At 62.0% G+C, this 26,043-nt stretch carries 34 protein-coding genes and 1 tRNA gene; 16 read left to right on the plus strand and 19 right to left on the minus strand.

Annotated features, from left to right (window positions below; all coding sequences use genetic code 11):
- Positions 1-189 precede the first annotated feature (189 nt).
- Positions 190-870 (minus strand): dihydrofolate reductase family protein, encoded by a 681-nt coding sequence (locus tag C7441_RS16625; protein WP_109613833.1) that lies wholly within the window; start codon positions 868-870, stop codon positions 190-192.
- Between the two features lie 153 nt (positions 871-1,023).
- A complete protein-coding gene (locus C7441_RS16630; protein ID WP_109613834.1) occupies positions 1,024-2,373 on the minus strand; it encodes an Nramp family divalent metal transporter in 1,350 nt (449 codons plus the stop codon).
- A gap of 156 nt (positions 2,374-2,529) precedes the next feature.
- On the opposite strand from C7441_RS16630, the gene C7441_RS16635 reads away from it, so the two are divergent.
- Together C7441_RS16635 and ypfJ are read left to right on the plus strand one after the other, a co-directional pair.
- On the plus strand, positions 2,530-2,715 hold the full coding sequence (locus tag C7441_RS16635; protein ID WP_109613835.1) for a hypothetical protein: 186 nt from the start codon (positions 2,530-2,532) through the stop codon (positions 2,713-2,715).
- Positions 2,716-2,858: 143 nt separating this feature from the next.
- Positions 2,859-3,761, plus strand: a complete 903-nt coding sequence (gene ypfJ / locus C7441_RS16640; protein WP_109613923.1) for a KPN_02809 family neutral zinc metallopeptidase — start codon at positions 2,859-2,861, stop codon at positions 3,759-3,761.
- 96 nt (positions 3,762-3,857) lie between these two features.
- Here ypfJ and carA read toward each other — a convergent pair whose 3' ends face one another.
- Positions 3,858-5,054, minus strand: a complete 1,197-nt coding sequence (carA, locus tag C7441_RS16645) for a glutamine-hydrolyzing carbamoyl-phosphate synthase small subunit (RefSeq protein WP_109613836.1) — start codon at positions 5,052-5,054, stop codon at positions 3,858-3,860.
- 463 nt (positions 5,055-5,517) lie between these two features.
- Here carA and C7441_RS16650 point away from each other — a divergent pair, with 463 nt between their 5' ends.
- Together C7441_RS16650 and C7441_RS16655 are read left to right on the plus strand one after the other, a co-directional pair.
- A complete protein-coding gene (locus tag C7441_RS16650) occupies positions 5,518-5,967 on the plus strand; it encodes a GatB/YqeY domain-containing protein (protein ID WP_019171386.1) in 450 nt (149 codons plus the stop codon).
- Between the two features lie 33 nt (positions 5,968-6,000).
- Positions 6,001-6,561, plus strand: coding sequence for a GNAT family N-acetyltransferase (locus C7441_RS16655; protein WP_109613837.1), 561 nt, complete (start codon positions 6,001-6,003; stop codon positions 6,559-6,561).
- Positions 6,562-6,588: 27 nt separating this feature from the next.
- On the opposite strand, the gene C7441_RS16660 is transcribed toward C7441_RS16655, so the two are convergent.
- On the minus strand, positions 6,589-8,253 hold the full coding sequence (locus C7441_RS16660) for a Na/Pi cotransporter family protein (RefSeq protein WP_109613838.1): 1,665 nt from the start codon (positions 8,251-8,253) through the stop codon (positions 6,589-6,591).
- Positions 8,250-8,456: a hypothetical protein gene (locus tag C7441_RS23810; protein WP_146201506.1), complete on the minus strand. Its 207-nt coding sequence runs from the start codon at positions 8,454-8,456 to the stop codon at positions 8,250-8,252. The genes C7441_RS16660 and C7441_RS23810 overlap by 4 nt, the downstream gene beginning before the upstream one ends.
- Before the next feature lie 59 nt (positions 8,457-8,515).
- Here C7441_RS23810 and dnaG point away from each other — a divergent pair, with 59 nt between their 5' ends.
- From dnaG to C7441_RS16685, 5 genes are all read left to right on the plus strand, one after another.
- A complete protein-coding gene (dnaG, locus tag C7441_RS16665; RefSeq protein WP_109613839.1) occupies positions 8,516-10,441 on the plus strand; it encodes a DNA primase in 1,926 nt (641 codons plus the stop codon).
- Between the two features lie 333 nt (positions 10,442-10,774).
- The gene (gene rpoD, locus C7441_RS16670) at positions 10,775-12,805 is read left to right on the plus strand and encodes an RNA polymerase sigma factor RpoD (RefSeq protein WP_109613840.1); all 2,031 of its coding nucleotides are present in this window, start codon (positions 10,775-10,777) and stop codon (positions 12,803-12,805) included.
- A 67-nt stretch (positions 12,806-12,872) separates the two neighbouring features.
- Positions 12,873-13,160: a putative hemolysin gene (locus C7441_RS16675; RefSeq protein WP_170125159.1), complete on the plus strand. Its 288-nt coding sequence runs from the start codon at positions 12,873-12,875 to the stop codon at positions 13,158-13,160.
- A 137-nt stretch (positions 13,161-13,297) separates the two neighbouring features.
- Positions 13,298-13,591, plus strand: a complete 294-nt coding sequence (locus C7441_RS16680; RefSeq protein ID WP_019171392.1) for a GYD domain-containing protein — start codon at positions 13,298-13,300, stop codon at positions 13,589-13,591.
- A gap of 219 nt (positions 13,592-13,810) precedes the next feature.
- Entirely contained in the window at positions 13,811-14,098 is a 288-nt protein-coding gene (locus C7441_RS16685) for an HlyU family transcriptional regulator (RefSeq protein WP_019171393.1), read from the plus strand.
- A 72-nt stretch (positions 14,099-14,170) separates the two neighbouring features.
- Here the strand turns inward: C7441_RS16685 and C7441_RS16690 are convergent, their stop codons facing one another.
- Entirely contained in the window at positions 14,171-14,764 is a 594-nt protein-coding gene (locus tag C7441_RS16690; protein WP_109613842.1) for a TetR/AcrR family transcriptional regulator, read from the minus strand.
- Between the two features lie 69 nt (positions 14,765-14,833).
- Between C7441_RS16690 and C7441_RS16695 the strand changes: the two genes are divergently transcribed.
- The 3 genes from C7441_RS16695 (at position 14,834) to C7441_RS16705 (ending at position 16,540) form a co-directional block, all read left to right on the plus strand.
- Positions 14,834-15,259, plus strand: a complete 426-nt coding sequence (locus tag C7441_RS16695; RefSeq protein ID WP_109613843.1) for a VOC family protein — start codon at positions 14,834-14,836, stop codon at positions 15,257-15,259.
- Positions 15,260-15,413: 154 nt separating this feature from the next.
- Positions 15,414-15,623, plus strand: a complete 210-nt coding sequence (locus C7441_RS16700) for a hypothetical protein (protein WP_146201507.1) — start codon at positions 15,414-15,416, stop codon at positions 15,621-15,623.
- Between the two features lie 50 nt (positions 15,624-15,673).
- Positions 15,674-16,540, plus strand: coding sequence for an SDR family oxidoreductase (locus tag C7441_RS16705; RefSeq protein WP_109613845.1), 867 nt, complete (start codon positions 15,674-15,676; stop codon positions 16,538-16,540).
- A gap of 96 nt (positions 16,541-16,636) precedes the next feature.
- Here the strand turns inward: C7441_RS16705 and C7441_RS16710 are convergent, their stop codons facing one another.
- Together C7441_RS16710 and C7441_RS16715 are read right to left on the minus strand one after the other, a co-directional pair.
- Positions 16,637-17,176 (minus strand): TIGR00645 family protein, encoded by a 540-nt coding sequence (locus C7441_RS16710; RefSeq protein WP_109613924.1) that lies wholly within the window; start codon positions 17,174-17,176, stop codon positions 16,637-16,639.
- Positions 17,177-17,579: 403 nt separating this feature from the next.
- On the minus strand, positions 17,580-19,667 hold the full coding sequence (locus C7441_RS16715) for an OmpA family protein (RefSeq protein ID WP_170125160.1): 2,088 nt from the start codon (positions 19,665-19,667) through the stop codon (positions 17,580-17,582).
- Positions 19,668-19,856: 189 nt separating this feature from the next.
- Here C7441_RS16715 and C7441_RS16720 point away from each other — a divergent pair, with 189 nt between their 5' ends.
- Together C7441_RS16720 and C7441_RS16725 are read left to right on the plus strand one after the other, a co-directional pair.
- Positions 19,857-20,303: a YcgN family cysteine cluster protein gene (locus tag C7441_RS16720; protein ID WP_109613926.1), complete on the plus strand. Its 447-nt coding sequence runs from the start codon at positions 19,857-19,859 to the stop codon at positions 20,301-20,303.
- Positions 20,304-20,487: 184 nt separating this feature from the next.
- Complete coding sequence (locus C7441_RS16725) at positions 20,488-20,856, plus strand: hypothetical protein (RefSeq protein WP_109613846.1); 369 nt, start codon at positions 20,488-20,490, stop codon at positions 20,854-20,856.
- A gap of 117 nt (positions 20,857-20,973) precedes the next feature.
- Here C7441_RS16725 and C7441_RS16730 read toward each other — a convergent pair whose 3' ends face one another.
- Positions 20,974-21,693 (minus strand): SIMPL domain-containing protein, encoded by a 720-nt coding sequence (locus tag C7441_RS16730; protein WP_109613847.1) that lies wholly within the window; start codon positions 21,691-21,693, stop codon positions 20,974-20,976.
- Positions 21,694-21,827: 134 nt separating this feature from the next.
- On the opposite strand from C7441_RS16730, the gene C7441_RS16735 reads away from it, so the two are divergent.
- Positions 21,828-21,903: transfer RNA gene (locus C7441_RS16735), tRNA-Ile, on the plus strand.
- Positions 21,904-21,960: 57 nt separating this feature from the next.
- Here C7441_RS16735 and C7441_RS16740 read toward each other — a convergent pair.
- On the minus strand, positions 21,961-23,073 hold the full coding sequence (locus tag C7441_RS16740) for a tyrosine-type recombinase/integrase (protein WP_109613848.1): 1,113 nt from the start codon (positions 23,071-23,073) through the stop codon (positions 21,961-21,963).
- A 9-nt stretch (positions 23,074-23,082) separates the two neighbouring features.
- Positions 23,083-23,331, minus strand: coding sequence for a helix-turn-helix transcriptional regulator (locus C7441_RS24400; RefSeq protein WP_109613927.1), 249 nt, complete (start codon positions 23,329-23,331; stop codon positions 23,083-23,085).
- Between C7441_RS24400 and C7441_RS24285 the strand changes: the two genes are divergently transcribed.
- Positions 23,228-23,614: a DUF982 domain-containing protein gene (locus C7441_RS24285; protein ID WP_210205669.1), complete on the plus strand. Its 387-nt coding sequence runs from the start codon at positions 23,228-23,230 to the stop codon at positions 23,612-23,614. The genes C7441_RS24400 and C7441_RS24285 overlap by 104 nt on opposite strands.
- Here the strand turns inward: C7441_RS24285 and C7441_RS23815 are convergent.
- From C7441_RS23815 to C7441_RS16785, 8 genes are read right to left on the minus strand one after another with little or no spacing between them, the layout of a single operon-like run.
- Positions 23,607-23,816: a hypothetical protein gene (locus C7441_RS23815; RefSeq protein WP_146201508.1), complete on the minus strand. Its 210-nt coding sequence runs from the start codon at positions 23,814-23,816 to the stop codon at positions 23,607-23,609. The genes C7441_RS24285 and C7441_RS23815 overlap by 8 nt on opposite strands.
- Positions 23,809-24,159 carry a hypothetical protein gene (locus tag C7441_RS16755; RefSeq protein WP_109613850.1) on the minus strand — a complete coding sequence of 117 codons (351 nt, stop codon included), beginning with the start codon at positions 24,157-24,159 and terminating at the stop codon, positions 23,809-23,811. The genes C7441_RS23815 and C7441_RS16755 overlap by 8 nt, the downstream gene beginning before the upstream one ends.
- Complete coding sequence (locus tag C7441_RS16760) at positions 24,149-24,367, minus strand: hypothetical protein (protein WP_170125162.1); 219 nt, start codon at positions 24,365-24,367, stop codon at positions 24,149-24,151. Before C7441_RS16760 ends, C7441_RS16755 begins: the two co-directional genes overlap by 11 nt.
- Complete coding sequence (locus C7441_RS16765) at positions 24,367-24,756, minus strand: hypothetical protein (protein ID WP_109613852.1); 390 nt, start codon at positions 24,754-24,756, stop codon at positions 24,367-24,369. Before C7441_RS16765 ends, C7441_RS16760 begins: the two co-directional genes overlap by 1 nt.
- The gene (locus C7441_RS16770; RefSeq protein WP_109613853.1) at positions 24,753-25,076 is read right to left on the minus strand and encodes a hypothetical protein; all 324 of its coding nucleotides are present in this window, start codon (positions 25,074-25,076) and stop codon (positions 24,753-24,755) included. The genes C7441_RS16765 and C7441_RS16770 overlap by 4 nt, the downstream gene beginning before the upstream one ends.
- Complete coding sequence (locus C7441_RS16775) at positions 25,077-25,364, minus strand: hypothetical protein (protein ID WP_109613854.1); 288 nt, start codon at positions 25,362-25,364, stop codon at positions 25,077-25,079.
- Positions 25,361-25,768 (minus strand): HNH endonuclease, encoded by a 408-nt coding sequence (locus tag C7441_RS16780; RefSeq protein WP_109613855.1) that lies wholly within the window; start codon positions 25,766-25,768, stop codon positions 25,361-25,363. The genes C7441_RS16775 and C7441_RS16780 overlap by 4 nt, the downstream gene beginning before the upstream one ends.
- The gene (locus C7441_RS16785) at positions 25,769-26,041 is read right to left on the minus strand and encodes a hypothetical protein (RefSeq protein ID WP_210205670.1); all 273 of its coding nucleotides are present in this window, start codon (positions 26,039-26,041) and stop codon (positions 25,769-25,771) included.
- Positions 26,042-26,043 lie beyond the last annotated feature (2 nt).

The raw sequence follows: 26,043 nt of genomic DNA on the forward strand, positions 1-26,043 counted from the left end.
CATTGCTGAACTCTGGGATGTCCCAATGTCTGGTGAGATCGACAACATCCCTCTCCATTTCGGGCTTCGCCCTCGACACCTCTCCCCAATTTCGTGAGGGCGAGGAAATGCAAGTCGCAGAAGCCGTAAGGCGAAGAACGGTTCGGTTGCGAAAATTGATCCAGCGGGCGCGCAGGTCGAGCGTTCAGATCACGCCGACTTCCGCCGTCGCTCCATTTCCGCCAGTCCGCGCCGGCGTTCCAGTTCCGCCTCGCTTGGATGTTCCGCCCCGAAATTGCCGGTCTCGACCTCGCCGGCGCGCTCGTAGGCCGCGACGATCACGCCCTTGGGCGTCACCAGGCTATCGGTCAGCTTGAGCGCTGCCGGCATGGCGCCGGTGCCGAACAACTTCTTGCCGTTGCCGAGAATGACCGGAATGACGACAAGCTGGAAGCGGTCGATCAGGTCGTGTTCCAGCAGTTCCTGAATGAGTTCGCTGGAGCCCTGGATGAGCAGGTCGGGTCCATCGTCCTGCCTGAGCTTGCGCAGTGCCGCGGGAACATCCTTGCCCAGCCATTCGCTGTTCTGCCAGGTGAGGCTTTCGGGATCATGGGTGGCGACGTATTTGGTCACGCGATCGAACATCGGGCCGATCGGATCATCCTTCACGTAGGGCCAGTGGGCGGCGAAGATGTCGTAGGTGCGGCGTCCCAGAAGCAGGTCGAACGGCTTTTCGAACAGCTTGCCCATGACGCCGAACAGTGCTTCGTCGAAATGGGGCGCGACCCAGCCTTCATGGCGGAAGCCCCCGGTGGGGTCTTCCTGCGGGCCTCCCGGCGCCTGCATGACGCTGTCGAGGCTGACGAAAACGGCTGCTACGATCCTTCTCATGATGTCTCTCCCGAATGGGCCGGGCGTCTTCAGGTCCGGCAATGTTTCGAGGACGCGCGCAGGCAGGCGATCCCGACATGCGCGGCTCCGGTTATTTCGTTCGCACGGCTTATCCGGCAAGAACCGGTTTCGGTCAGGCCTCTTCCTGCCGGATCAGCTCAGCAGGAAATCGTAGATCAGCTTGAGGTTCAGCAGCGCGATCACGATGGCGATGAACATGGCGAAGGCCGTGAGCCAGCGCGGCGCCACCAGCGGCCCCATCTTGGTCTTGCTGGCGGTGAAGATGACCAGCGGGAATACCGCGAAGGAAAGCTGGAGACTGAGCACCACCTGGCTGAGGATGAGCAGGCGCGCCGTGCCGGCCTCGCCATACCAGATGGTAACGGCTGCTGCCGGTACGATGGCGATGGCGCGTGTGATGAGCCGGCGCAGCCATTGCGGCAGCCGCATGTGCAGAAAACCTTCCATGACGATCTGACCGGCAAGGGTGGCCGTGACGCTGGAATTGATGCCGCAGCAGATCAGCGCGATGCCGAACAGCACCGGCGCGACCGAAAGGCCGAGCAGGGGGCTGAGCAGCGCATGCGCCTGCGCGATATCCTCGACATTGGTCTGGCCGGTCCGGTGGAAGGTGGAGGCGGCGAGGATCAGGATCGAGGCGTTGATGATCAGCGCGAAGGTCAGCGCGATGGTGGAATCCCACGTGGCGAATTTCAGCGCCTCGCGCTTCTCCGGGGTGGTGTGGCCGTAGTCTCTGGTCTGCACGATGCCCGAATGCAGGTAGAGATTGTGCGGCATGACCGTCGCGCCGAGGATGCCGAGCGCCAGATACAGCATATCAGGACTGGTCAGAAGCTCGGTGGTGGGGGCAAAGCCGCGGATGACACTGCCCCAGTCGGGATCGGCCAGCGCGATCTGGATGGCGAAACAGGCGGCGATGACGGCAAGCAGCGCGATGATCATGGCTTCCACCCAGCGGAAGCCGAGCCGCTGCAGATAAAGGATCAGGAAGACATCCAGCGCGGTGATGACGACGCCGATTTCCAGCGGAATGCCGAAGATGAGATTGAGGCCGATGGCCGTGCCGATGACCTCGGCAAGGTCGGTGGCGATGATGGCGATCTCGGCCAGGAACCAGAGAACGTAGGAAACCTGCTTGCCGTAGGCGTCGCGGCATGCCTGGGCGAGGTCCCGGCCCGAGCCGATGGCCAGGCGTGCGCACAGCGCCTGCAGCACCACCGCCATGATGTTGGAAATCAGCGCGACGAACAGCAGCGTGTAGCCGAATTTCGACCCGCCGGCGAGCGATGTGGCCCAGTTGCCGGGGTCCATATAGCCAACGGCGACGAGATAGCCGGGGCCGATAAAAGCGATGGCCCGACGCCAGGTCGGGCCGCCTGTTCGGACCGCTATGGAGCGATGTACATCCGATAGGGAGGCTTCGCCGCGTGGCTGGCGCCATCCATCTTCGGTTTTGGTGGCGGTCTGGCTGGAAATATCCATTCTGCTGGCTTTGCGGATTATTCGCTATTGCAAATCATTAGCAATATAAATCGGGCGACATCAAGGTGAGCGCAAGGGGAGGAACGAAGATTTTTCGGTGGAACGCGGGGTCGTGTCACGCTTTGGCGTGTTCCTATGCAGGTAAGGAGCGACACCATGGGCGTGAAGGAAGCACCGACGCGGAAGGGCAAGGAAGCGGCAAAGGGCTTGCGGCAGGCGGCTGCCGGCGATGAGCGCAAGACAGAAGCCCGCAAGGGCAGCGAGATGAAGAAGGGAGCGGAGCGCTTCGAAGAACGCGCCAAAAGTTCGGACGGAAAGAGCGCCGGGACCAAGCAGCGCTGAAACTTTGCCTGAAGAGCTGTGCAGGGCGAGCGGTTTGTGCTGGCGCTAAAAACCCTGTGACTTGATGCAACCGTTGGAATAGATTTCGATTTGATATCAACGGCCGCTTCGGCCGGATCGTGAACGAGCACGAGGTTGCGCGCATGCTGTGGAAAGGTCGCCGTCAAAGTCAGAACGTGGAAGACGAGCGGGGGGCAGGCGGTGGCTTCGGCGGCGGCATGGGGCCGGGCGGGGGCTTTCGCATCCCCATCGGTGGCGCGGCCGGCGGCGGCGGGCTGTCGGGCCTGATCATCCTGGTGGTGCTGTTCTTCGTCCTGCGCGCCTGCGGTATCGATCCGCTGGCGATCCTCGACGAGAGTGGCTCGCTCGGACCCGGTGGCGGGCAGGTCACGCAAGGCACTCAGTCCAATGACGAGATGAAGCAGTTTGTTTCCACTGTCCTGGCGGAGACCGAAGACGTCTGGAACGGGATTTTCCAGGCCAATGGCCTGAAATATGAAGAGCCGACGCTGGTGCTGTTTTCGGGCCAGACGCGTTCGGGCTGCGGCTATGCCTCGTCGGCTGCGGGGCCGTTCTATTGCCCGGAAGACCGCAAGGTCTATATCGACCTGTCCTTCTACAACCAGCTCGACCGCCAGTTCGGTGCTTCTGGCGATTTCGCGCAGGCCTATGTGCTGGCGCACGAGGTCGGCCACCATGTGCAGAACCTCATCGGCGTGCTGCCCAAATTCAACCGGATGCGGCCGTCGATGAGCGAAGCCGACGCCAATGCGATGTCGGTGCGCGTCGAATTGCAGGCCGACTGCTTTGCCGGCATCTGGGGCCATTTTACCGCGCAGAAAGGGCTGGTTGAGCAGGGCGACCTCGAAGAGGCGCTCAATGCCGCAAAGCAGATCGGCGACGATACGCTGCAGCGGCGCACGCAGGGTTATGTCGTCCCCGACAGCTTCAACCACGGTACCTCGGCGCAGCGCATGAACTGGTTCAATCGCGGCTTCCAGAGCGGCAAGCTGCAGGATTGCGATACCTTCAACGGTGAGCCTTGAGCGCACTGCCCGGAAGCGGGCGGAAGCCTGAACCGACAAAAAAGCCGCCCCGAGAGGCGGCTTTTTTTTGAACTTCTGGCAGCGGCCGGAGCGATTTCAGGCCAGCGCCGGCTCACCCTTGCGTGCACGAATGAGGTTGGCGAAGCGGCGGAACAGATAGTGGGAATCCTGCGGGCCGGGCGAGGCCTCGGGGTGGTGCTGCACCGAAAACACCGGGCGTCCGGTGATCGCGATGCCACAATTGGAGCCGTCGAACAACGAAATGTGAGTCTCTTCAACGCCTTCCGGCAGGGATTTGGAGTCGACCGCGAAGCCGTGATTCATCGACACGATCTCGACCTTGCCGGTCGTGTGATCCTTCACCGGATGGTTGGCGCCGTGGTGGCCCTGATGCATCTTCTCGGTCTTGCCGCCGACGGCCAGCGCCAGCATCTGGTGGCCGAGGCAGATGCCGAAGATGGGCAGGTCGGTCTTGAGCAGGTCCTGGATCACCGGCACGGCATATTCGCCGGTGGCAGCCGGATCGCCGGGGCCGTTGGATAGGAAAACGCCGTCCGGCTTCATGGCGAGGATGTCTTCGGCGCTGGTGCTGGCCGGCACGACCGTGACCTTGGCGCCCAGGCCGGCAATGAGGCGCAGGATGCTGCGCTTCACGCCATAATCCACGGCCACCACATGCATGGACGGCGCGTCCTGCTCGCCATAGCCTTCGTTCCAAACCCAAGGGGTCTCCTTCCAGACCGAGGACTGGCCCGAGGTGACTTCACCAGCCAGATCGAGACCGACCAGTCCCGACCACGCTGCAGCGCGCGCCTTGAGGTCTTCCAGATCGAACTTGCCATCGGACGCGTGCGCGATAACGGCGTTGGCTGCACCCTTCTGGCGGATCAGAGCGGTGAGGGCGCGCGTGTCGATGCCCGAGATGGCGACGACGCCGCGCCGCTTCAGCCATTGGTCGAGGTCGCCGGCGGCGCGGTAGTTTGACGGGTTGGTCACGTCGGCCTTGAGCACCACGCCGACCGCGCCATTGCGGGCGGCCGGGTTCAGATCTTCGCTGTCTTCGTCGTTGGTGCCGATATTGCCGATATGCGGGAAGGTGAAGGTGATGATCTGACCGGCATAGGACGGATCGGTGAGGATTTCCTGATAGCCGGTCAGAGCGGTGTTGAAGCACACTTCGCCGACCGCGCTGCCGGTGGCGCCGAGGCCGCGGCCCTCGATGACCGTCCCGTCGGCCAGAACCAGTATTGCGGTCGGCACTTCGGTTGCCCAGGGGGCGGTATTGGTGGCCATCTCGGCTACTCCATCTGCTATCTTGTTGCGGCAGGCTTCGTCAGCGGGCGGGCGGCATGCGGCTGTTGCCAGGCGGAGCTATCCGAAGGCGAGCGCGCAGCACAAAACACGGGGTGCAGCGCATTCGCGCAAAATCCCCGTGCATACCCATAAACAAGTCCATGCAAGGCACGGACAATAGGCGAAGGGCCGCACAGGGTCAATGTTAGGGCGAGTGTCTGCAAAGAAATATTTTGCAGCGCAATATGAGCAAGCAGACATTTGCTTTCGCATCGACCGGGTCTCCGGTTGAGTATCGAGTAAACCGAAAAACCGAATTCCACTTTCGGCGCGAATCCCCTAGACGGGTGTCCCGTCTGGAAACGGGAAGTCATTGAAATTTTGCGCGGGGCGCACGCGGACACATCTTTCCCGGCCAGGGGGATCGTGATCTATTGTCTCGCGGTTCCCAGGAGTTGACGCCATGCGCGAGACCATCGCCCAAGCTTTGAAAAACGCGCTCAAGGCGCAGGACAAGCTGCGTATCTCGACATTGCGGCTGGTCAACGCCGCCATCCAGGATCGCGACATTTCCAATCGCGGCACTGGCAAGGACCCGGTCAACGATGACGACATCCTGCAGATTCTCGCCAAGATGGTGAAGCAGCGCGAGGAATCGGCCAAGGCGTTCGAAGACGGCAACCGGCTGGAGCTTGCCCAGCAGGAGCGTGATGAAATCGAGATCATCCGCGAATTCCTGCCCAGGCAGATGGACGAGGACGCAGTGAGAAAGGCCGTGACCGATGCGATCGCCGAAACCGGCGCGGCGGGCCTGCGCGACATGGGCCGGGTGATGGCCCTGCTCAAGGAGCGCTACACCGGCCAGATGGATTTCACCAGGGCCAGCGCGCTCGTCAAGGCGTCGCTGCAATAGCTGCCCGCCGTATGGGCGGCCAATGGACAAGCCATGACGATAGAGCTGGTAAAACCCGCGCTCGAACATCTGCCTTCCTATGTGGATGCACTTCAGCGCGGCTGGTCGCCGGACAATGTGCAGCCGGAGGTGACGGCGCGCGAGCATCTTGCGGCGATTGCGGCCGATCCGCTTGCCTTTATCGAAAGCCTCGACGATCCCGAAGCCAAGGGGCCTGCGCTCACTCTTCCGGATGGCACTACGGTGCCGCGTCTGCCGGGCTATCGACGCTTCATCTGGGACGGTGAAGTGGCCGGCTCCATCGGTTTTCGCTGGCAGGAGGGCACGTCGGCGCTGCCGTCCCATGTGCTGGGGCATATCGGCTATGCGATCGTGCCGTGGAAGCGCGGTCACGGCTACGCCACCCGCGCGCTCGCGCTGATGCTGGACGAAGCGCGGGCGAGGGGGCTCGATTATGTCGAGATCACCGCCCAGCCTGACAACGTTGCCTCCCACAAGGTGATCCTTGCCAATGGCGGCATGCTTTTAGAGCGGTTTTTGGAAGACGCGGCCTATGGAGGGGCCGAGAGCCTGCGTTTCCGGGTGGATTTATAGGGGCGACGCCGAACAGCGCGCGCCGCGTCAGCTCGCCTTCAGCCGGGTCTTCTGCAGCAGCCCCTGTTCCTCCAGCACCGGATAGACCATGGAGGTCAGCAGGGAGTTGATCTGCTTGAGGTCGCGGATGGTGTCGAGGTGGATGGCGCTGGTTTCGACGCTGCGCTCTGCGCCCTCGCGCAGGCGTGCAAAGTGCGAATGGCTGGTTTCCTTCTCGAAATCACGCAGCCGGTCCTTCTCCACCACGAGCTGGCGCGCCGAATCCGGATCGCGCGAGATCAGCACGTTGAAGGCGAGCCGCGCATTGGCCAGCACCGTGGCATGGAAGGTGGAAAGCTCCCGCCAGCCCTCGGGCGTGAATTCCAGCCCGCGCTGCATCTTCTTTTGCACATGCACCAGCATGTTGCGCACGATGATGTCGCCGACCTGCTCTAGCCTGACGCAGGCGCCGAGCAGTTCCTGGCAGCGCAGTGCTTCATCCTCGGTCATCTGCTGGATGGTGGCCTTGGCCAGATAGAGCTTTATCGCGGCTGTCTTGTCGTCGACGCGGTCGTCGAGCGCGGCAAGCGCCGTGACCTTGTCGGTGTTGGCGCTCTCGTAAAGCTCGATGATGCGCTTGAGCATGATCTCGACGGTTTCGCACACACGCACGGTTTCGCGCGTCGCGTTGGCAAGTGCCAGGCTCGGCGTGCCCAGGTCGGCCTGGTTGAGCGCGCTGAGTTCGACCATGGCGAGCGATTCCGCCGGCTTGGCCGAAGTCCCCAGCGCGACAAGAGCCTGCGAGGCGCGATAGACCAGAGGCGAGCAGGGAATGCCGGCGACCAGCACGATGACGTTGAACAGGATGTGCGCATTGATGATCTGGTCGGTGCTGGTCGCGCCGATGAGCGCAGGCGAGGGCTTGAAGGTCAGGAAAGCCGCCAGCATCACCAATGAGCCGAGGCCGCGCATGAGGAGGTTGCCGATCGGCACCACGCGCACTTCCGGCTCGGCCCCGCGCGTCAGCAGTGGCGCAATGATCGAGCTGCCGAGATTGACGCCCAGCACCAGCACGATGCCGAGTTCCGGCGGGATCAGGCCGCGCCCCGCAAGCTGGACCACCAGAAGCACGCCGGCGATGCTGGAATGGAACAGCCAGGTTATCAGCGCAGCAAGTAGATAAGCGGTCACCGGATCCCCGGAGAAATAGTCGATGATGACAGGCAGAAGCTTGCTGTCGCGCAAGGGTTCGGACGCCTGACCGATCATTTCAAGCGAAAGCAGCAGCAGCCCGATGCCGACGAGGATACGGCCAAACTGGCGCCATGTGCGCCGCTCGGTGGCAAGGAATATCGCGGTGCCGCCGGCGATACAGATCGGCACCAGCAGGGTGAGGTCGAAGGACAGGATCTTGACCACAAGCGCCGAGCCGATTTCGGCCCCGCGCACGGCAAGCTGCCCGGCCATGCCGCTGACGATGCCGGCGCCCGCAAAAGACCCCACCAGCAGCGTCACCGCCGTCGAGCTTTGCAGTGCGATCGCCAGCGCGGTGCCGACGATGACCGCCATGAAGGGGTTGCGCATGGTGGAGCGGAGCTTCTGGCGCAGCAGGTCGCCATAGGCGCGCTCCACGCCGGTGCGCACCATGCGCGTGGCATAAAGCATCAGCGCGACTGCGCCGGCCAGATGCAGCAGCACGACCGATCCGCTCATGCCGCCACCTTTTGGGCAGGCGCCGTCGCCGCCATGATGAACTGGCGTTTCAGGTGGCCGGTTACGGTACGAATCAGGATCATGGCTCTGTCTGCGTTTAGATTAGCCGGATAATATTTTTCGTCCAATCGCGGTGCATGGTCAATGGCGTCGCAAAGCGTCGGAAATGAAGCGCCTGCTTGTGAAAAGCGGGCATTGTTCAATCCGGGAGTCGTATCGCGGGACAGTCATGGTTATATGGGGCGGAAAGTGAGCCACTTCCATGCGCTTCCAGCCTTCCTTCCTTGACGAGATACGCGACCGGGTGCCGATTTCGGCGATTATCGGCCAGCGTGTCGCGTGGGATCGCCGCAAGACCAACGCTTCGCGCGGCGATTTCTGGGCCTGCTGCCCTTTCCACGGCGAGAAGACGCCGAGTTTCCATTGCGAGGACCGCAAGGGTCGCTACCACTGCTTCGGTTGCGGCGTTTCGGGCGATCATTTCCGTTTCCTGACCGAACTCGACGGCATGAGCTTTCCCGAAGCGGTGGAACGCATCGCGGATATGGCCGGCGTGCCCATGCCGGCACGCGACGAGGCGGAGGAACGGCGCGAGCGCGAGCGCGCCTCACTGCATGACGTCATGGAGATGGCGGCGAGATTCTTCGAGGAGCAATTGCAGTCGGCCGCTGGCGCCAAGGCGCGCGCCTATCTGCGCGACCGCGGGCTGACGTCGGTGACGCAGCAGAAATTCCGTCTCGGCTATGCACCCGACAGCCGCAATGCGCTGAAGGAATATCTTGCCTCCAAAGGGGTGGAGAAGGCGCAGATCGAGGCGTGCGGCCTGGTGCGGCACGGGCCGGACATTCCCGTTTCCTATGACTGGTTCCGCGACCGCGTGATGTTTCCGATCGAGGATGCGCGCGGCAAGGTAATCGCCTTCGGCGGGCGGGCTCTGTCGGCCGACGCGATGGCCAAGTATATGAATTCGCCCGATACCGAACTCTTCCACAAGGGCAACGTGCTCTACAATTTCGCCCGCGCCCGCAAGGGCATGGGCCGTGAGGGTACGGTGATCGCGGTCGAGGGCTATATGGACGTGATCGCGCTGGCGCAGGCCGGGTTCGACAATGCCGTGGCCCCGCTCGGCACCGCGCTGACCGAGAACCAGCTTGAAATCCTGTGGCGCATGACCGGCGAGCCGGTCCTGTGCTTCGACGGCGATCAGGCAGGCTTGCGCGCGGCCTGGCGCGTGGCCGACATGGTGCTGCCATTGGTCCAGGCAGGCCACACGGCGCGCTTTGCGCTGCTGCCGGAAGGCAAGGACCCTGACGATCTGGTGAAGGCCGAGGGGCCGGATGCCTTCAAGGCAGTGCTGGCCGAAGCGCGGCCGCTGGCCGATCTCCTGTGGATGCGCGAGACTTCGGGCGGGGTGTTCGATACGCCCGAGCGGCGGGCCGAGCTGGAAAAGACGCTGCGCGAACTCACCAATCGCATCAAGGACGAGAGCGTGCGCTATCACTACGCGCAGGAAATGCGCGACCGGGTGATGAGCTTTTTTGGCGCGCAGCGTGCCCGGCCGCAGCAGCAGGGCGGCGGTGGCAACCGTTATGCCGGCCAGCGCGGTGGTAGCAGGCCCGGTATCGCGGCCGGGCGGCTGGCGGTTTCGGAGAGCCTTGCGCGTTCGGCGCTGGTCAGGCGTGCCAGCGGCGTAATGCCGCTGCGTGAGGCGGCGCTCGTGGTGACGCTCATCAATCATCCGATCCTGATCGACGAGCATTTCGAACATATCGAGGAACTCGACCTGACCGATCCGGATCTGCGGCTGCTGCACAATGCGGCGATAGACGCCGTGGCGCATGAAGCGGAAGAGCGCGGCGCCATCGCGGCGCATATCGTGCAGGCGGGTTTGGAGGAGATATGGCAGCGCGCCATCGCGCTGGTGCGCAAGGCGAGGATGTGGCCGGCGCTTGAGGATGCAGCCATCGAAGATGCGCGCGATGCTTTCGGTCAGGCGCTGCACTTGCACCGTAGCGCCCGAACTCTACATAAGGAGCTGAAAGTAGCGGAAACGGCATTGGCCACCGATCCAACCGATGAAAATTATCGACATCTGGTGGAAGTCCAGGCCCAGTTTCGTGACGTTCAGGCTACCGAGGCGCTGATTGAAGGCTTCGGTATATCTTCGGGTCGCACCGATCGAAACTGACGGGCCACCGGCCGGCAGCAAGGAAGTTGGGCGGAAACGAATCGCATTTGATTCGCTTTTATGGTGCGAATCATGCGACAGGCGCTTGACCTATGGTCCGAATGGCGGAATCAGAACGATTCGAAGTTTGAGAACGCGGAACGACCCGCACCCGAATTGGCAGAATGGGAAGCTGATCTGGACGGCAAGCACAAGCTGCCCCAGATATTAGGGTTAATCAGGAGGTAACTGACGCACTGCTAACGGCTTGATCAAGCCGCAGTGCCGGTGATTTGTTACCCGGTCGGAGAGCTTGGGGCTCCGTACGGCCGATCGCTTGGAGAAAGCAGAAGAATGGCGATTAAGGAAAAGGAAGAGGTCGAGAACGAACGCGAAGGCGCCACCGATGGCCCTCTGCTCGACCTTTCCGATGATGCTGTCAAGAAGATGATCAAGGCCGCGAAGAAGCGCGGCTATGTCACCATGGACGAACTGAATTCGGTCCTGCCCTCGGAGGAAGTCACCTCCGAACAGATCGAGGACACGATGGCCATGCTTTCGGACATGGGCATCAATGTCGTCGAGGATGACGAGGCCGGCGAGGAAAACGAGGCCGAAGCCTCCGGCGATGCCGAGGAAGACGCCAACGAGCTTGCCGAGCAGACCGGCACGGCTGTTGCCGCCACCACGACGAAGAAGGAACCGACGGACCGTACCGACGATCCGGTGCGCATGTATCTGCGCGAAATGGGGTCGGTCGAGCTGCTGTCACGCGAGGGCGAAATCGCTATCGCCAAGCGCATCGAGGCCGGTCGCGAGACCATGATCGCGGGCCTGTGCGAGAGCCCGCTGACCTTCCAGGCCATCATCATCTGGCGCGACGAGCTCAACGAAGCGAAGATCCTGCTGCGCGAGATCATCGACCTCGAAGCCACCTATGCCGGGCCGGAAGCCAAGCAGGCCCCGGTGCTCGACCGCGAGGAGCTGGAGCGGCCCAAGACCCCGGAAGATCGCAATCCGCCCCGACGTGCGCGCAGCAATGACGACGACGACATCACCAATGTCGGCGGCGAGAACCGCACGGAAGAGGACGAAGAGGACGAGGACGAGACCAACCTGTCGCTCGCGGCCATGGAAGCCGAGCTTCGCCCGCAGGTGATGGAAACGCTCGACGTCATCGCCGACACCTACAAGAAGCTGCGCAAGCTGCAGGACCAGCAGGTGGAAAGCCGGCTGGCCGACGCCGACACGCTGTCGCCCAGCCAGGATCGTCGCCTGAAGGAGCTGAAGGACCAGCTCATCACGGCCGTGAAGTCGCTATCGCTCAACAATGCCCGCATCGAGGCGCTGGTGGAGCAGCTCTACGACATCAACAAGCGTCTGGTGCAGAACGAAGGCAAGCTGCTGCGTCTGGCCGAAAGCTTCGGCGTGCGCCGCGACGAGTTCCTGCGGGAGTATCAGGGCTCCGAGCTCGATCCCAATTGGGCGTCGAACATTGCCAAGCTCCCCAGCCGCGGCTGGAAGGAATTTACGCAGAAGGAAACCTCCACAATCAACGATCTGCGTTCGGAAATCCAGAATCTGGCGACCGAAACTGCGATTTCCATCGCCGAATTCCGCAAGATCGTGAACCAGGTGCAGAAGGGTGAGCGCGAAGCGGCCATCGCCAAGAAGGAGATGGTGGAAGCGAACCTGCGTCTCGTCATCTCCATCGCCAAGAAGTACACGAACCGCGGCCTGCAGTTCCTGGACCTCATCCAGGAAGGCAATATCGGCCTGATGAAGGCGGTCGACAAGTTCGAATACCGCCGCGGCTACAAGTTCTCGACCTACGCAACCTGGTGGATCAGGCAGGCGATCACCCGGTCGATCGCCGACCAGGCCCGCACGATCCGCATTCCGGTGCATATGATCGAGACGATCAACAAGATCGTGCGCACCTCGCGCCAGATGCTGCACGAGATCGGCCGCGAGCCGACGCCGGAAGAACTGGCTGAAAAGCTCGCAATGCCGCTCGAAAAGGTGCGCAAGGTGCTGAAGATCGCCAAGGAGCCGATCTCCCTCGAGACGCCGGTGGGCGACGAGGAGGATTCGCACCTCGGAGACTTCATCGAGGACAAGAATGCGCTCTTGCCGATCGACGCCGCCATTCAGGCGAACCTGCGCGAGACGACGACCCGCGTTCTGGCATCGCTCACGCCGCGCGAGGAACGGGTGCTGCGCATGCGCTTCGGCATCGGCATGAACACCGACCACACGCTGGAAGAAGTCGGCCAGCAGTTTTCGGTCACGCGCGAGCGTATCCGCCAGATCGAGGCGAAGGCGTTGCGCAAGCTCAAGCATCCGAGCCGCTCGCGCAAGCTGAGAAGCTTCCTCGACAGCTGAGATATAAGAGAGCCCGGGCATGCCCCGGGCTCTTTTCTTTTCGGGGGAAAGGGAAGGAGGCAGGCAGATGGCAATCAGCCTGAAAGCACGCAGTGCCGTGATGATCCTCACCCTGACCGCAGCGGTTGGCTGTTCGCCGAACAAGCCGCAGGCCGGAGTGATCTATCTGCACAATGCGGCGGTGGATTATTGCCTTTATATCGGCGGGCAGCCGGACAGTCGCCAGACCCGCGCCGGCAAGCAGTTCGGCTTCTGCCGTCTGCTGGATGGCAGCGTGTGCGAGGAATGGACATTGCTGCGCCACGACAGATGCGTGCCGCCACGCGGCGGCAGAATCTGGGACGACTGGTCCTGAAGCGGTTCGGGACAACATGATGTGTCGGCGCATGCTTGTCCTCGACCATACGGGAGCCATATCTCGTTTCGGGGGGGAGAGGGTTGCCGGCGCCCGCGCCGCTTGTCTTCGCGTTACGGCGCCAAAGGAGGTGTGTCGTGACAACCTACATCATGCTGATGAAGTGGACCGAACAGGGCGTAAGGAATGTGCGGGAATCGCCGCGCCGGCTCGACGCGGCCAAGAAGCAGCTCCAGGACATGGGCGGCAGCTTCAAGCATTTTTACCTCACCATGGGCGAATACGACATGGTGGCCGTATGCGAGGCGCCTGATGATGCGGTGGCCGCGCGTTTTGCCTTGCAGATCGGCCAGGCCGGAAATGTCCGTAGCTGTACGCTCAAGGCATTTCCGGAGGCCGCCTATCGGGAAATCATCGCCACGCTCGAATAACGCCATCGCCGGTACCCGAACGGCGGATGCGCCCTATGTGTGGACTTCGTGTGTCGCGCGCGACAATTGGCGCCGCCGCGGCGTGAGTCTCTCCGTCGCTATGCGTCGGAGAACCGAAAACGATCCGGCGGAAATCAGCATCGGATATTCCGAAAACCGGATTCCCCTTTTCGCTCCGATGCTCTAGCCTTTAAGTATTGAATCCAGGACGAGGTGCATATGTCTTTTTTCAAACGTCTTTTCGGCGGGGGCGGCGAAGCCGACAAGACCTCGGAAACCGCAGTCAAGGAGATCGAGTACAACGGCTTCCGCATTCGCGCCACGCCGTTCAAGGAAGGCGGCCAGTTCCAGACCTGCGGCATCATCTCCAAGGAGGTCGGCGAGGCGGTGAAGGAGCATCGCTTCATCCGAGCTGACCGTTTCGCCTCGCTTGATGATGCGGTCGAGGTATCCTTCAAAAAGGGCAAGCAGATCATCGACGAGCAGGGCGAGTCGATATTCGGCTGACCCAGTTGCGGCGCAACCCGCCGACAAGAGCGCTTCGGCGCTCTTTTTTGTGCGTCGCCTGCGCACAAAACGTCAATCGGCCATCAGCCCGTCGATGAGCGCGGCAAGTGCCCGCAAATGATCGTCCGGGCAAGCGCCCGCCTCCACCGCCAGCGCCGCGCGATCGAAGGCGGCAGAGAGCAGGGTGGTGATCGCGTCGAGCGGCAGCTTCTTCATTTCGCCTTCACGCATAGCGATGGCGATGCCGGTGCGCAGCGTGCGGGCGCTGTGGCGCGCATCGATGTCGTCCATCTCGGCGCGGCCCAGAACCGCCGGGCCATCCAGCAACAGCAGGCGCGTGCGCCCCGGTTCGCGCATGGCGGCCATGAAGGCTTCGGCGCCCTGCAGCAGCGCCCGGCGTGCCGACAGGTTGGCGGGTGTCGCGTTCTCGATCTCGTCCGCGACGGCGGCCGCTTCCTGTTCCACGACCGCGCGAAACAGAGCCTGTTTGTCGCTGAAATGATGATAGAGCGCGCCGCGGGTGACGCCTGCAGCGCTGACGATCTCGGGCGTTCCCGTCTCGGCATAGGATTTTTCGGTGAACAGCCGCCGTGCGGCCGCAATCAGCTCCGCGCGCGTAGCCTCGGTGCGTTCACGGTTGGAGCGACGGCCGGTTGGTTGTTGCATACATGCAGCCTGTATGTTAATAGAGCTTCACATGCAGACTGTATGTAAATTCCATGGAGATTGAAAGCCATGAAAACCACCAGCTACTACCCCGTGATCATGACAGACGACGTTGCCGCGACCGCCGTCTTCTATACCGAGCATTTCGGCTTCGCGCCCTTGTTCGAGAGCGACTGGTATGTGCATCTCCAGTCGACGGAGGACCGGCGGGTAAATCTCGGCATCGTGCAGGCCGATCATGAGACGATACCCGAGCCCGCGCGCGGCAAGAGTGCAGCCGGCCTGCTGATCAATTTCGAGGTGAAGGACCCCGACGCGCACTATGAGCGCGCTCAGGCGGCGGGCCTGCCGATCCTGCTGACGCTGCGCGACGAGGCCTTTGGCCAGCGCCATTTCATCACCGCCGATCCAAATGGCGTCTTGATCGACATCATCAAGCCGATCGCGCCAAGCGAGGAGTTCGCCGCGCAATATCTGGAAGGCAGCGCGCTGTAGTGAGGCGATCCTCCGAGCCCACCTTTCTTTCCAAGCCCCTGTTTGTGACGAATGATCCCGGACCGTCGGTCCGGGATCATGTTCTTGCGCGCCGCGAAAGAGCGAATTCTTGATCCTTGTCGCAAAGCCGGGAACAATAGGGCAGGAGAAGATCATGAAGCCATTGCCGAAAAGATTCATCCATTTGGCGTTTGCCGCAGGTGTCTCGACGGCTGTTCTGTCGGGTTGCGCGGTGGGCGGCGGGGTGTTCGGCACGCACGTTTCCAACGGGACGGCAACCACCTCGGTGAAGGCGGGTTCCGTTTCCGTAGATGGAGCCGGCGTTGCGGTGAGGACCACGGAAGAGACAGTCACCACCGATTGACGCGAAGAGGAGCCCGCCACACACTGGCCCGGCAACGAGGAGAGATTGCCGTGTCGCTGAAGAACAAGACGCTTTTCATTTCGGGCGGATCGCGGGGCATCGGCCTTGCGATTGCATTGCGAGCCGCGCGCGACGGCGCCAATGTGACGATTGCGGCCAAGACGGCCGAGCCGCATCCCAAACTGCCGGGCACGATCTATACGGCGGCCGGGGAAATCGAGAAAGCTGGCGGCAAGGTTCTTCCGGTGGTGTGCGACATTCGCGATGAACAACAGGTGGCGGATGCAGTGGCCAGGACCGTCGAGCGTTTCGGCGGCATCGACATCTGCATCAACAATGCCAGCGCCATCCAGCTTACCGGCACGCTGGAAACGGATATGAAGCGCTATGATCTGATGCACCAGATCAATACGCGCGGCACGTTCCTCGTTTCCAAAATGTGCATTCCACATCTGAAGTTGGCGCAAAATCCTCATATTTTGAATCTGGCACCGCCGCTGGACATGGATGCCAAGTGGTTCAAGAACCATGTCGCCTACACCATGGCCAAATTCGGCATGTCGATGTGCACGTTGGGCATGAGCGCCGAGTTCGCCGGGGACGGCATTGCGGTCAATTCGCTGTGGCCGCTGACGACCATCGACACCGCCGCGGTACGCAACCTTCTGGGCGGCGCGGCCATGGCCGATATGAGCCGCACCCCGGAGATCATGGCCGATGCGGCGCATGTCATCCTCACCAGCCCGTCGCGCGAGAGGACCGGCAATTTCTACATAGACGAACTGGTGCTGCGCGAAGCGGGCGTCACCGACTTCTCAAAATACGCGCCCGGCGTGACGGGCGCGCTGGCCGGCGATTTCTTCGTGCCGGATACAGTGCTGGAGCAGACGCAAACGGAAGTGACCCGCCCCTGGTAAAGGTCTGTGTGGGCAAGATCCAAGCCGATTTACCGATCGCTGGTGAAGCGATACTGACAGGAGCTTTTGCCTCGCCTGCAGGTTCCCTGCGGCAGATTACAAGCCCGGTTCCTGCGGGGCCTTGAGGTCCTTTCCGCCCTTCTTTGAAAGGCCGGTGATCCTGTCGATATAGGCCAGGATGAAGGCGGAGACCACGAAAGTGAGATGCATCAGCGTCAGCCACATGATCTGCTCGCTGGTGTAGCTGGCGTGGTTGAGAAAGACCTGCAGCAGGTGGATCGAGGAGATCGCCACGATTGTGGAAGCGACCTTGATCTTGAGCGACCCGACATCGATGGTACCCAGCCAATGCACTTCGCCATCATGGTTGTCGAAGCGGCTGACGAAGTTTTCATAGCCGGAGATGATGACCATCACCACCAGGCTTGCCACGAGCGCGGCGTCAATCAAGCCGAGAATCTTCAGGATCGTATCGGTTTCGTGCAGCACCATCACGTTGGTGGTGAATTCGAACAGCTTCTTCCCGAACGAAAGCGCGTAGACCGCCAGCGCCACGGCCAGCCCGAGATAGAACGCGACCAGTAGCCAGCGCGAGGCGAGAATGATGGATTCGATGGCGAGTTCGAGACGTTTCATGGAGCCTTCCGTTAGAGCCTGCTGCAACCAGGTCGAATCACCTGGCGGCGCGTACATGTGGCAAAATCACCTGGATAGACCATGATGTCGTGCGAAACCGCACTTTTTCGCATCGTGGTCTGGAGAGAAAGCGCGTATTTCAGGGACCGCGCAACGCTTTTCAAGAGCCGATCGCGAGGCAGATTGCCGCTTTTCCAGAAAGGAAAAGCCCGGCCGGGGAGGGGGGAACCGGCCGGGCTTTCGCCGCAGTCCCCCGGCTAGGGGGACGGGGCAGGGAACTACGCACCAATTGAACTGGTGCTATGGGCCGGGCGCGTCAATGACCTCGGGGCCGGCTCGCGAAACCGTGATCGACAGCGAGTATCGACCAGGAATCTGGCAAAACCGGGTCGAAAGGCCATAGTCAGCCCCCGTTGCTGGCGACCGGCGCCACCAGCGGCGTGATGCGCCGGATGACCACACGGCGGTTCTGGCGTTCGGGCGCGTCGGTTCCCACCTTCAGGAACTGCTCGCCATAGCCCTGCGTTGCCAGGTTCTCCGGCGGAATGTCGAAGACATTGGTGAGCGCGTCGGCAACCGATTCCGCTCGTTTGTCCGACAACGCCAGATTGGCGAGATCGGAACCCACGGCGTCGGTGTGTCCTTCGATCAGGAAGGTTTCGGCCGGGTTCCGCTCCAGAATGCGTTCGATCGCGGTCGCCACGCCTTCCAGGCGCTGAATCTCGTTCTCGGCGATTGAGGCCGAGCCGAAATCGAAAGTGATGGTGTCGAGGTCGATGCGCCGCGTCTTGTCGCGGATGCGCGCAGAACGCTTGACCTCGTCAATGGAATAAAGGCGCTCGACCGGCTCGACCGGTGGCTGTTCGAGGAAGCGATAATACATATCCGGGTCGCGCGCACGCTCGGCCGTCAGCACATATTCGTCCTCGGGAATGTCGAGCCGAAGCGGCGGCAGGTCGAGACCGGGATCGCGCCAGTCGCGGACGCGGTCGAGATCCTCGTCCTCCACATAGACGAGCACATATTCGCGGCCGTCTGGCGTGATACGTGAACGGCGGATGACGTCGCCATAGCTGTTGCGAATGGTCACGACGCGGGTGCCGTCGCCACGCTCGATGGTTTCGCGGGTGCGGCCGCGCGACAGATCCTCGTAATAGACGTCCCGCGCGCCATGGCGCATACGCGGGCGGTCATCGCTCTCCACCATGATCTGCTTGCCGAGTTCGATGATGACGCGATCACCGAATTGCTTGAGCACCTCGGTGCCTTCGGGGCGCTCACGGCGGGAAATGTCGACGCGCCGTTCCTTGACGCGCTTGCCCTGCTCGGCCGTTACCGGCTCGATCTTTTCGGTGCGCACTTCCCGCTGGGCGGCCTTGTCGTCGGCAGGTGGCGGGCCGGCTTCCTCCGGCGCGGCCGGACGGCGCTTCTCGCCCCGCTGGCCTCTCTTGCCCTGATCGGGCGTGCCTTCGGCCTGGCCTTCTGCGGGAGCAAGCTTCTGGCTGTCGGGGACAGGGGCTGCCTTCTGGCTGTCGGGTGTAGGTACGGCCTTACCTTCGCCGGTGGTTTCGGCGGGAGCCTGTTGCTCTTCACCCGTCACAGGTTTCTCGGCGGGAGTTGGGGTGGTCGCCTCACTGGGTGCGCCCGGCTGCTCTGTTTCGGGAGCCTGCTGGCCTCCCTTCCTCTTCACACGCTTTTCCGGCTTTGCCTCTGTCGGTTGCTCGGGAGTGGCCTCCTGCGGTGTTTTCTTTGTTTCCGTCGGCTTTTCGGCGGGTACGGGTGCCGTTTCCTGCTCGGTGGCTGGCGCTTCCTTACGGTTCTTCTTGCGAGGCTTTTCGGGTGCAGCTTCGGGTTGGGCCTCAGCGGGTGCAGGGGCCATTTCCTGCTCGGCTGCCGGCGTTTCCTTGCGGTTCTTCTTGCGCGGCTTCTCGGGCATGGCCTCGGGCTGGGCCTCAGCGGGCGCAGGCGCCATCTCCTGCTCGGCTGCCGGCGTTTCCTTGCGGTTCTTCTTGCGCGGCTTCTCGGGCATGGCCTCGGGCTGGGCCTCAGCGGGCGCAGGCGCCATCTCCTGCTCGGCTGCCGGCGTTTCCTTGCGGTTCTTCTTGCGCGGCTTCTCAGGCGCGGCCTCGGGCCGGGCCTCAGCGGGCACAGGCGCCATCTCCTGCCCGGCTGCCGGAGCCTCCTTGCGCTCCTTCCGGCGCGGCTTCATCGGCTGCTCTTCAGCCGGAGCCGCCTCCTGTGCCTGGGGTGCGGCTTCCGGTGCAGCCTCGGCGGGAGCCTGCTCCTTCTTGCGGTGCTTTTTCGGAAGCACCTCTTCCAAGGGCTGCTCTTCCGCCTGCGCCAGAACGATGGGCGCGGAAAGGTGCGTCGTGAAAGGTGCCTGCACCGCCTCACCAGTGACGTTGCCGGGCATCGGCGCTGCAGACAGCGGTGCGGATGCCATGAGCAGGCCGAGCGCGGTGCCCGTCAAAATCCTTGGTTGGCGCTTCATCAGTGAATTCTCCATTGGATGCATAAGTCCCGTCCTGAAAGGAACATAGGACACGAAAATTTGTTCCCCGAAGGCCGCAAAGGGGGCATGAGTGGGGCGATTGCCGGGCAAACCGGAAGTGTGGGCAAAACCTGCCACAAAGTGCCGGTTTCGCTTGATTTTGGCGTGTTCGCGGGCCACATGCAGGCCATGAACGAACCCTTCTGGAAAACCACCGAATTGGAGGCGATGACGCCCGAGCAGTGGGAATCCCTGTGCGACGGTTGCGGCAAATGCTGCATGTCGAAGCTCGAGGACGAGGACACCGGCGACATCTACTGGACGAGCGTGGGCTGCCGCCTTTTCGACGCGGGAACCTGTCGCTGCGCCGACTATCACAACCGTCTCGCGCGCGTGCCCGACTGTGTCGGCCTCACGCCACAAAATGTGCGCACCATCTCCTGGCTGCCGCAGACCTGTGCCTATCGCCTGGTTGCGGAGGGACGCGATCTCTACTGGTGGCATCCGCTGATTTCAGGGAATCCCGAGACGGTCCATACAGCCGGCATGTCCATGCGCGGCCGTGTCACGGCGCTGGAAAGCGAACTGGCCGAGCCTGAGGATTTCTTCGAGCACATGCTCGCCGAGGAGCCCTGAAGGCGACCTCGGAAATCGCGTGCAAACCTCTCTGAACACGTATTATTGCGGATAGTTTTCAATGATTTACTGCATGAACCGCAGATGAACGGCGGATTCTGGAAACATTCAGCAGAGGTCCGGCATTGTCTCCACATTGCTTCGGCAAGAACCGCCGAACGGTTCAGCCAAAGAGGAGACACCGATGCTGAATATGCTCAAGACCGCCGCGCTTTCCGCCTTCATCGGGCTCGGCGCCATGGCTGCCCTTCCGGCCAGCGCGCAGGCCGATGGCATTTACCTCAATCTGGGCAGTGGCGGCGCAGGTGGCGGCTTCTATGTCCGCGATAACGATCATCGGTGGCATCGCCCCGACCGCTGGGATCGTCGTGACCGCTGGGACCGCCGCGTCTGCACGCCTGAACGTGCGCTCAACAAGGCCGACCGCATGGGCCTGCACCGTGCCCGCGTCGTTGATGTCAGCCGGCGCACCATCACCGTGGTGGGCCGCAAGTTCGGCGACCGCAGGGTCATAACCTTCGGCCGCGCCTCGCACTGCCCGATCCTGCGCTGACGGCAGGCCGGAACCCGGCGATCAATAAAAAGCCCCGGAGGAGTAATCCCTCGGGGCTTTTCCATGTCCATCGCGAGAAATGCAGGCGCCGCTCGATCCGCCGCCCGCATATGCTGCTTACTTGATCTCGAAAGTGACGTTGACCTGGACGTTGTAGGAGTTCTCGCCGGCCTGGATCGGAACCGCCCTGGCGCTGTCGAAGGCGACGCTCTTGGCCATCGGCATCGGGCGCGGCTGGAAGGACTGGTCCGCGATCTCCAACACGCGACCGAGCTTCACGCCGGCTGCCTCGCTCAGCACCTTGGCTTTGGCGATCGCATCCTCAACCGCGAGCTTGCGAGCTTCGGTCAGCACCGCCGAAGGATCGTCATTGGTGAAGTTGATGCCGCCGCCCTGGTTGACGCCGAGTGAAACAGACTTGTCGAGAATGTCGCCGGCCTTGGCCAGATCGCGCACACGCACCGAAAGCGTGTTGGTGACCTGGTAGGCGACCAACTCCGCCTCCTGGCTGCCATCGGGTCTGTTGTTGAAATTGTAGCGCGGGGTGATCTGAATGCCTGAAGTCTGCAGGTCGCGGTCCTCGATGCCGGCGGCCTTCATGGCCGCGATCACGGCGGCCATGGCGTCGTTGTTGGCGTCCAGGGCCTCGCGTGCGGTCTTGGCCTCGCGCATCACGCTGAGCGAGAGCAGAGCGAGATCGGGCGCGACGGTTTTTTCGCCTTCGCCGGTGACGATGATGCGCGCCGGTGGCTGATTCTGTGCGGCCTGAGCGTGCGCGGCAGCGGCGGGAAGGGCAATCGCAGCAGCGAGCGCGAGCGGCAGGTAATGTTTCGTCATGCAAATCTCCAATATCGTCGTCCCTATGCAAGCGGCACTATGGTGCGATTATGGGTTGAATGCGGCAAGTGCAAAACTGTTTGCGCGTAAAGCCTTGTGCGCTGCGCAAAAAGACACTATCCAGCCGGTGTGTGGGGCCTGTAGCTCAATGGTTAGAGCCGGCGGCTCATAACCGCTTGGTTGGGGGTTCGAGTCCCTCCGGGCCCACCAAAATTCCTTTAAAATCAATTACTTATTTTGTGGTTAGCCATGAGGTTCGCCAAAGGGTTAGCCACGGCGGCGATTCACCAGTTTTGTGACCTTGTCCATACCTTCGGTGGCGAGCAGCACCTGCTCTGCCTCGCGCGAATAGAGTTCGGCGTGTTCGATATCATCGTGGCCGAGAATTTTCATGAGCTGGCGGGTTGATGCGCCGCCCTCTGCCAGCATCTTTCCAAGCGTCTTGCGAAGGCCGTGAAGCGTGTATCCCTTGTCGATCTTTGCCGCCTTCGTCCAATCGGCCATCCTTCCGGTGATCGACTTTGCCGAGAATGGTTCGCCGTATTGCGTCACCAGCACCGTCTCGCCCTTGCGCAGCGTGGCCGCTAGAACCTCTTCGAGCATAGGAGTGATGGGCACGAAGACTGCTGCCCCACCCTTTTCCTGTACGACTAAGAAGCCTTCAACCTTTCGGCTCGTCTCGCCTTGCTGGATCTGCCGCGTGCAGCGCTGATCCCATCGGAGCGTCACGACATCGCTGCGGCGATTCCCGAGCCATAAGGCAAGCGCATAGGTGAGGCGAGGCGTGGTGCCGATTGGCCATCGCTTTTCGAAAGCCTCCATGGCTTCCGGTGTCCAAGCCTTCCAGCCGATATATTCTGGCCGCCATTTCAGCTTGTAGGATGGATCAACCTCTATCCATTCCTCATCGAGCGCGGCATAAATCATCTTCCGGATCGCAACGAGAAGGTGTTTGGCCTTGTGGGGCGTGTCGGAATGGTCCGCGATGATGTCCTTGAGATGCCGGCGGCGCATGTCCTTCACCGGCACGTCGCGCCATAGAAACGGATCGTCAGGCACGATGCGCGACAGCAAGAATTCCTCGGCTAGCTTCGAATTCTTGGTCTTGGTCGCGATGCTGTAGGCCTTCCACTCGGCAGACTGCATAACCCGATTCCATGCCGCGCCAAAGGTTTCCGGCAGCGACGCGCCCGGCATCGCCACAACGGCGGCTTTCTTCGGCGGTTCACGGCCTTCAATCGCCGCTCGATATGCTGCCTCAAAGTCTGGCTCGCCGGGAGAACCGGGAAGGCTTCTCGTTCTCCCATTGCGACGAAATCGCCAACGAGTTTTGTCGTGGCGGTCCTGATATGACGAGGCATATGGGTAATCATCGCTCATGCAGGCAAGTTATGCTGCGCGATTTCGGCGTGACAAGAGCCGGTCGAGCACATTTCCACCGTCATCAGGTAGATCAGTGAATGCCGCATCGAGAGCGATCCGGTCCCAAACCGTCCGTCCGTCCACCCGTTTCGGTTTCGGCATTCGACCATCCTTGACCATTTCGTCAAACTTGGTCGATCCCACGCCAATGTATCGGGCGGCTTCTTCCCGGCAAAGTCCGCGGGGCGCATATGCGATGTTGTCCGCCCTACTCATTCTGCTCTCCCGGAACTTCCTCGACCCATCCGCATTGACGGCGATGCAAGAACGCTTCGAGCCTGTCACGATAATGCTGACCGTTGGCCAGATGCGCAACGTCACCTCCGTTATCGAGGTCGGCGAGGCGCTGCTTGACGCCAGATGGCCGGATAAGAAAAGCCAGGTCTACAAGGATGCGGTTTCGGCCTGCGTGGCGTGGAGCGAAGATCTTGCGACGCTTGAGCAGGTCCGTGAAGCCTTTCGGGATGCTGCCGCCTTGGCCGATGTGCTGATCAGGTAGCATCGTCGGCCTCCAAGGTTGCGCGGCCGGCATTCCAACGGCAAGCAAGCTCGATTGCGATAAGTTCGTCTTCGCCGCTATTGCCAAAGGAAACGGATCGCCCGCCAATTGTCAGTATGATCTGGCCACCATACGAATATCCGTCGCCATAGAACCATGGCAAGCGGCTCACAATTGCCTCTGACTCCGTCAGCTTAGTCATCGCGCGCTCCTTCTGCTTCGAGTGAGCGGAGAAGGGCGAGGAGGAGGGCGATTGCTGGCGTTGCGCCTATCGCCTCCACCACATAGTCAGTGTCTGGCTGATACAACTGCATGTATCCGTCTTCGGCGCGGCCCCAGCCCCACCCCGGCCTCACCCGCCCCACCAGCGCAACGGCTGCGTCGAGGGAGGCGGTGTAGGCCGGGACATCCCATTCGTCGCGGATGCTGATTTCCAGATTGCGCAGCACTTCGTTCGGCCAACAAACCAAGTGGTCGATGATGCGGTCAACCTCCCGATCCGGCGCTGTCAGTTTCTCCAGTCTCGCAATAAGGTCAGCGGTCATGGTTGGCTCCTTCGAGGTAGTGAAGTTCCCAAGTCGGATGAAATGGCAGCGGGTGCGTGTATTCCATGCCGTCCAAGCGGATGTAGAGCCGACCATCGCGGGCGCTCATGATGGTGCCGTACTCAGGCGTCTTGCCGCCTGAGTAGATGACGCGACCGCCGCGCTTGGCTGGCACGCCATATCTTTTGCGAACCCAATCCATCGACATCACGCGCCTCCCGGACGGGCAGAGAGCAAATCGTCAGGGGCAAAGCCGTCTGTCTGGCCGTATCCCTTTTCGATATCATCCTTGCTGGCGATCATGATGTTCCAGCCGCGGCGCGCAACCATACGGTGCTCCCACGTAATCCCGGTCACGTAGAAAACAGCTTCTGGATCGTCCTCTGGGTACGGACTGGTCAAGCGCACCGGCTGCCCGACGCTGAACGGACATTCATGCGTTGGAACAGGGCTCGCCTCCACCTCTCCAGTGGGAACGATGCTGAAGCCGGCGGCTGCGAGGGAGGTGATTACGGCGTCGGCAAAGATATTCTCAGTTACGGTCGGTTCCTGGTCTCGCGGTGCAAGCGCGCGCGCTATCGCGTCTCTGGCTGTCATGGCTGCTCCTTCGCGACGAGGGCGGCGCGAAGGCCGTCAAAGTCTACGTCTTCGATTAGATCGACAACAGCGTCGTACCCGCTCGCTTCAATCATGTCCGTGAGCGCGTCGAATGCGTCGTCGTCGTCGGTGAACCCTCCATGCTTCGCAATTTCCCACGCTCGTGCGAAATTCGTGGTGTCGTCATCGATGCCAAGAGTTTTGATCAACTCACGCGCGCAGGAGCCGTAAGCTGCGGCCTCCGATGAACTGCCGCCCGACGAACCCCACTCCCATCGAGCGGCCAGCGCGGCCGCTGCTAAGCGTTCACGCTTGTTCATCTACTCGCCCTCCTGCCCCTTGAACGCTCCCCAGCCAGTAACATCGACCCAATCGACCTTTCGACCATCTGTCGCGGCTATCGGTACGCGATCATCAATCGGCTCGACATTTCCGTTGAATTCGCCATCTTCTGTCACAAGAAACTGCGGTGCGGACTCCTTGCGGGCCTCCCATGCAGCAATCAGTTCATCAAGCGCCTGCCTTGATACACCGACTTCGCAGCCGTCCATGTCAAGCTGACGCTGGTTGTTCTTGAGGGCTTCCAGCGCCTTCGGGTCGAGGGTCATTGTGCTATCTCCTTGAACATGGCGCGGGGTTCGAGAGCCTTGAAGGCGCTCTTGTCGATGGCGGTCTGTTTCGGAAGGGCTTTCGGCGGCGATGGGATGCGGCCCTTGGGGCGGATCGCGCCCGTGTGCTTGCCGCGCACCTTGGCAACCTTGGCCTTTTCGGCCACATCAGCGGCCGTCTTTTCGGCATGACAGGCGACATGAACCGGCTTGAGGTTCTTTTCCCGATTTTCGCCGCCGTTGATGAGCGCGGTGACGTGATCCAGCGCCCATTTTTTGCCGATGATGGGCTGGCGGCAGATATGGCACTTGCCGTCCTCACGGTCGAAGACGCGTTGCCGGACACGGGGCGGTGCGCGCTGGTCGTCGTTGTCGCCGATCCATTCTTTGCGGGTGCGGGCCATCTACGCACCGCCTTTCGGCGCCGGCAGGAGCGGCTGCAAAGGCTCGCCAGCGTAGGCGGCTGCGATCCGGGGCAGAACATGCTCGGAAACGCTGTGGCCGTCAGGCATCTGGATATGGGCGAGGAAAGCGTCCTCGAATGTCTCGATGCCGCTATCGATGCTTTCCAGCTTCGCCTTGATGCAGAGATACAGTGCCCGCCAGCGGGACCGGCAAGCCTGTTCCCATGCAGCCATCGCAGAATCGACCGTACGGGTCTTGCCGCGGGCCGTCATGA

Origin of the sequence: Pseudaminobacter salicylatoxidans (assembly GCF_003148475.1) — a bacterium.
Classification (GTDB): domain Bacteria; phylum Pseudomonadota; class Alphaproteobacteria; order Rhizobiales; family Rhizobiaceae; genus Pseudaminobacter; species Pseudaminobacter salicylatoxidans.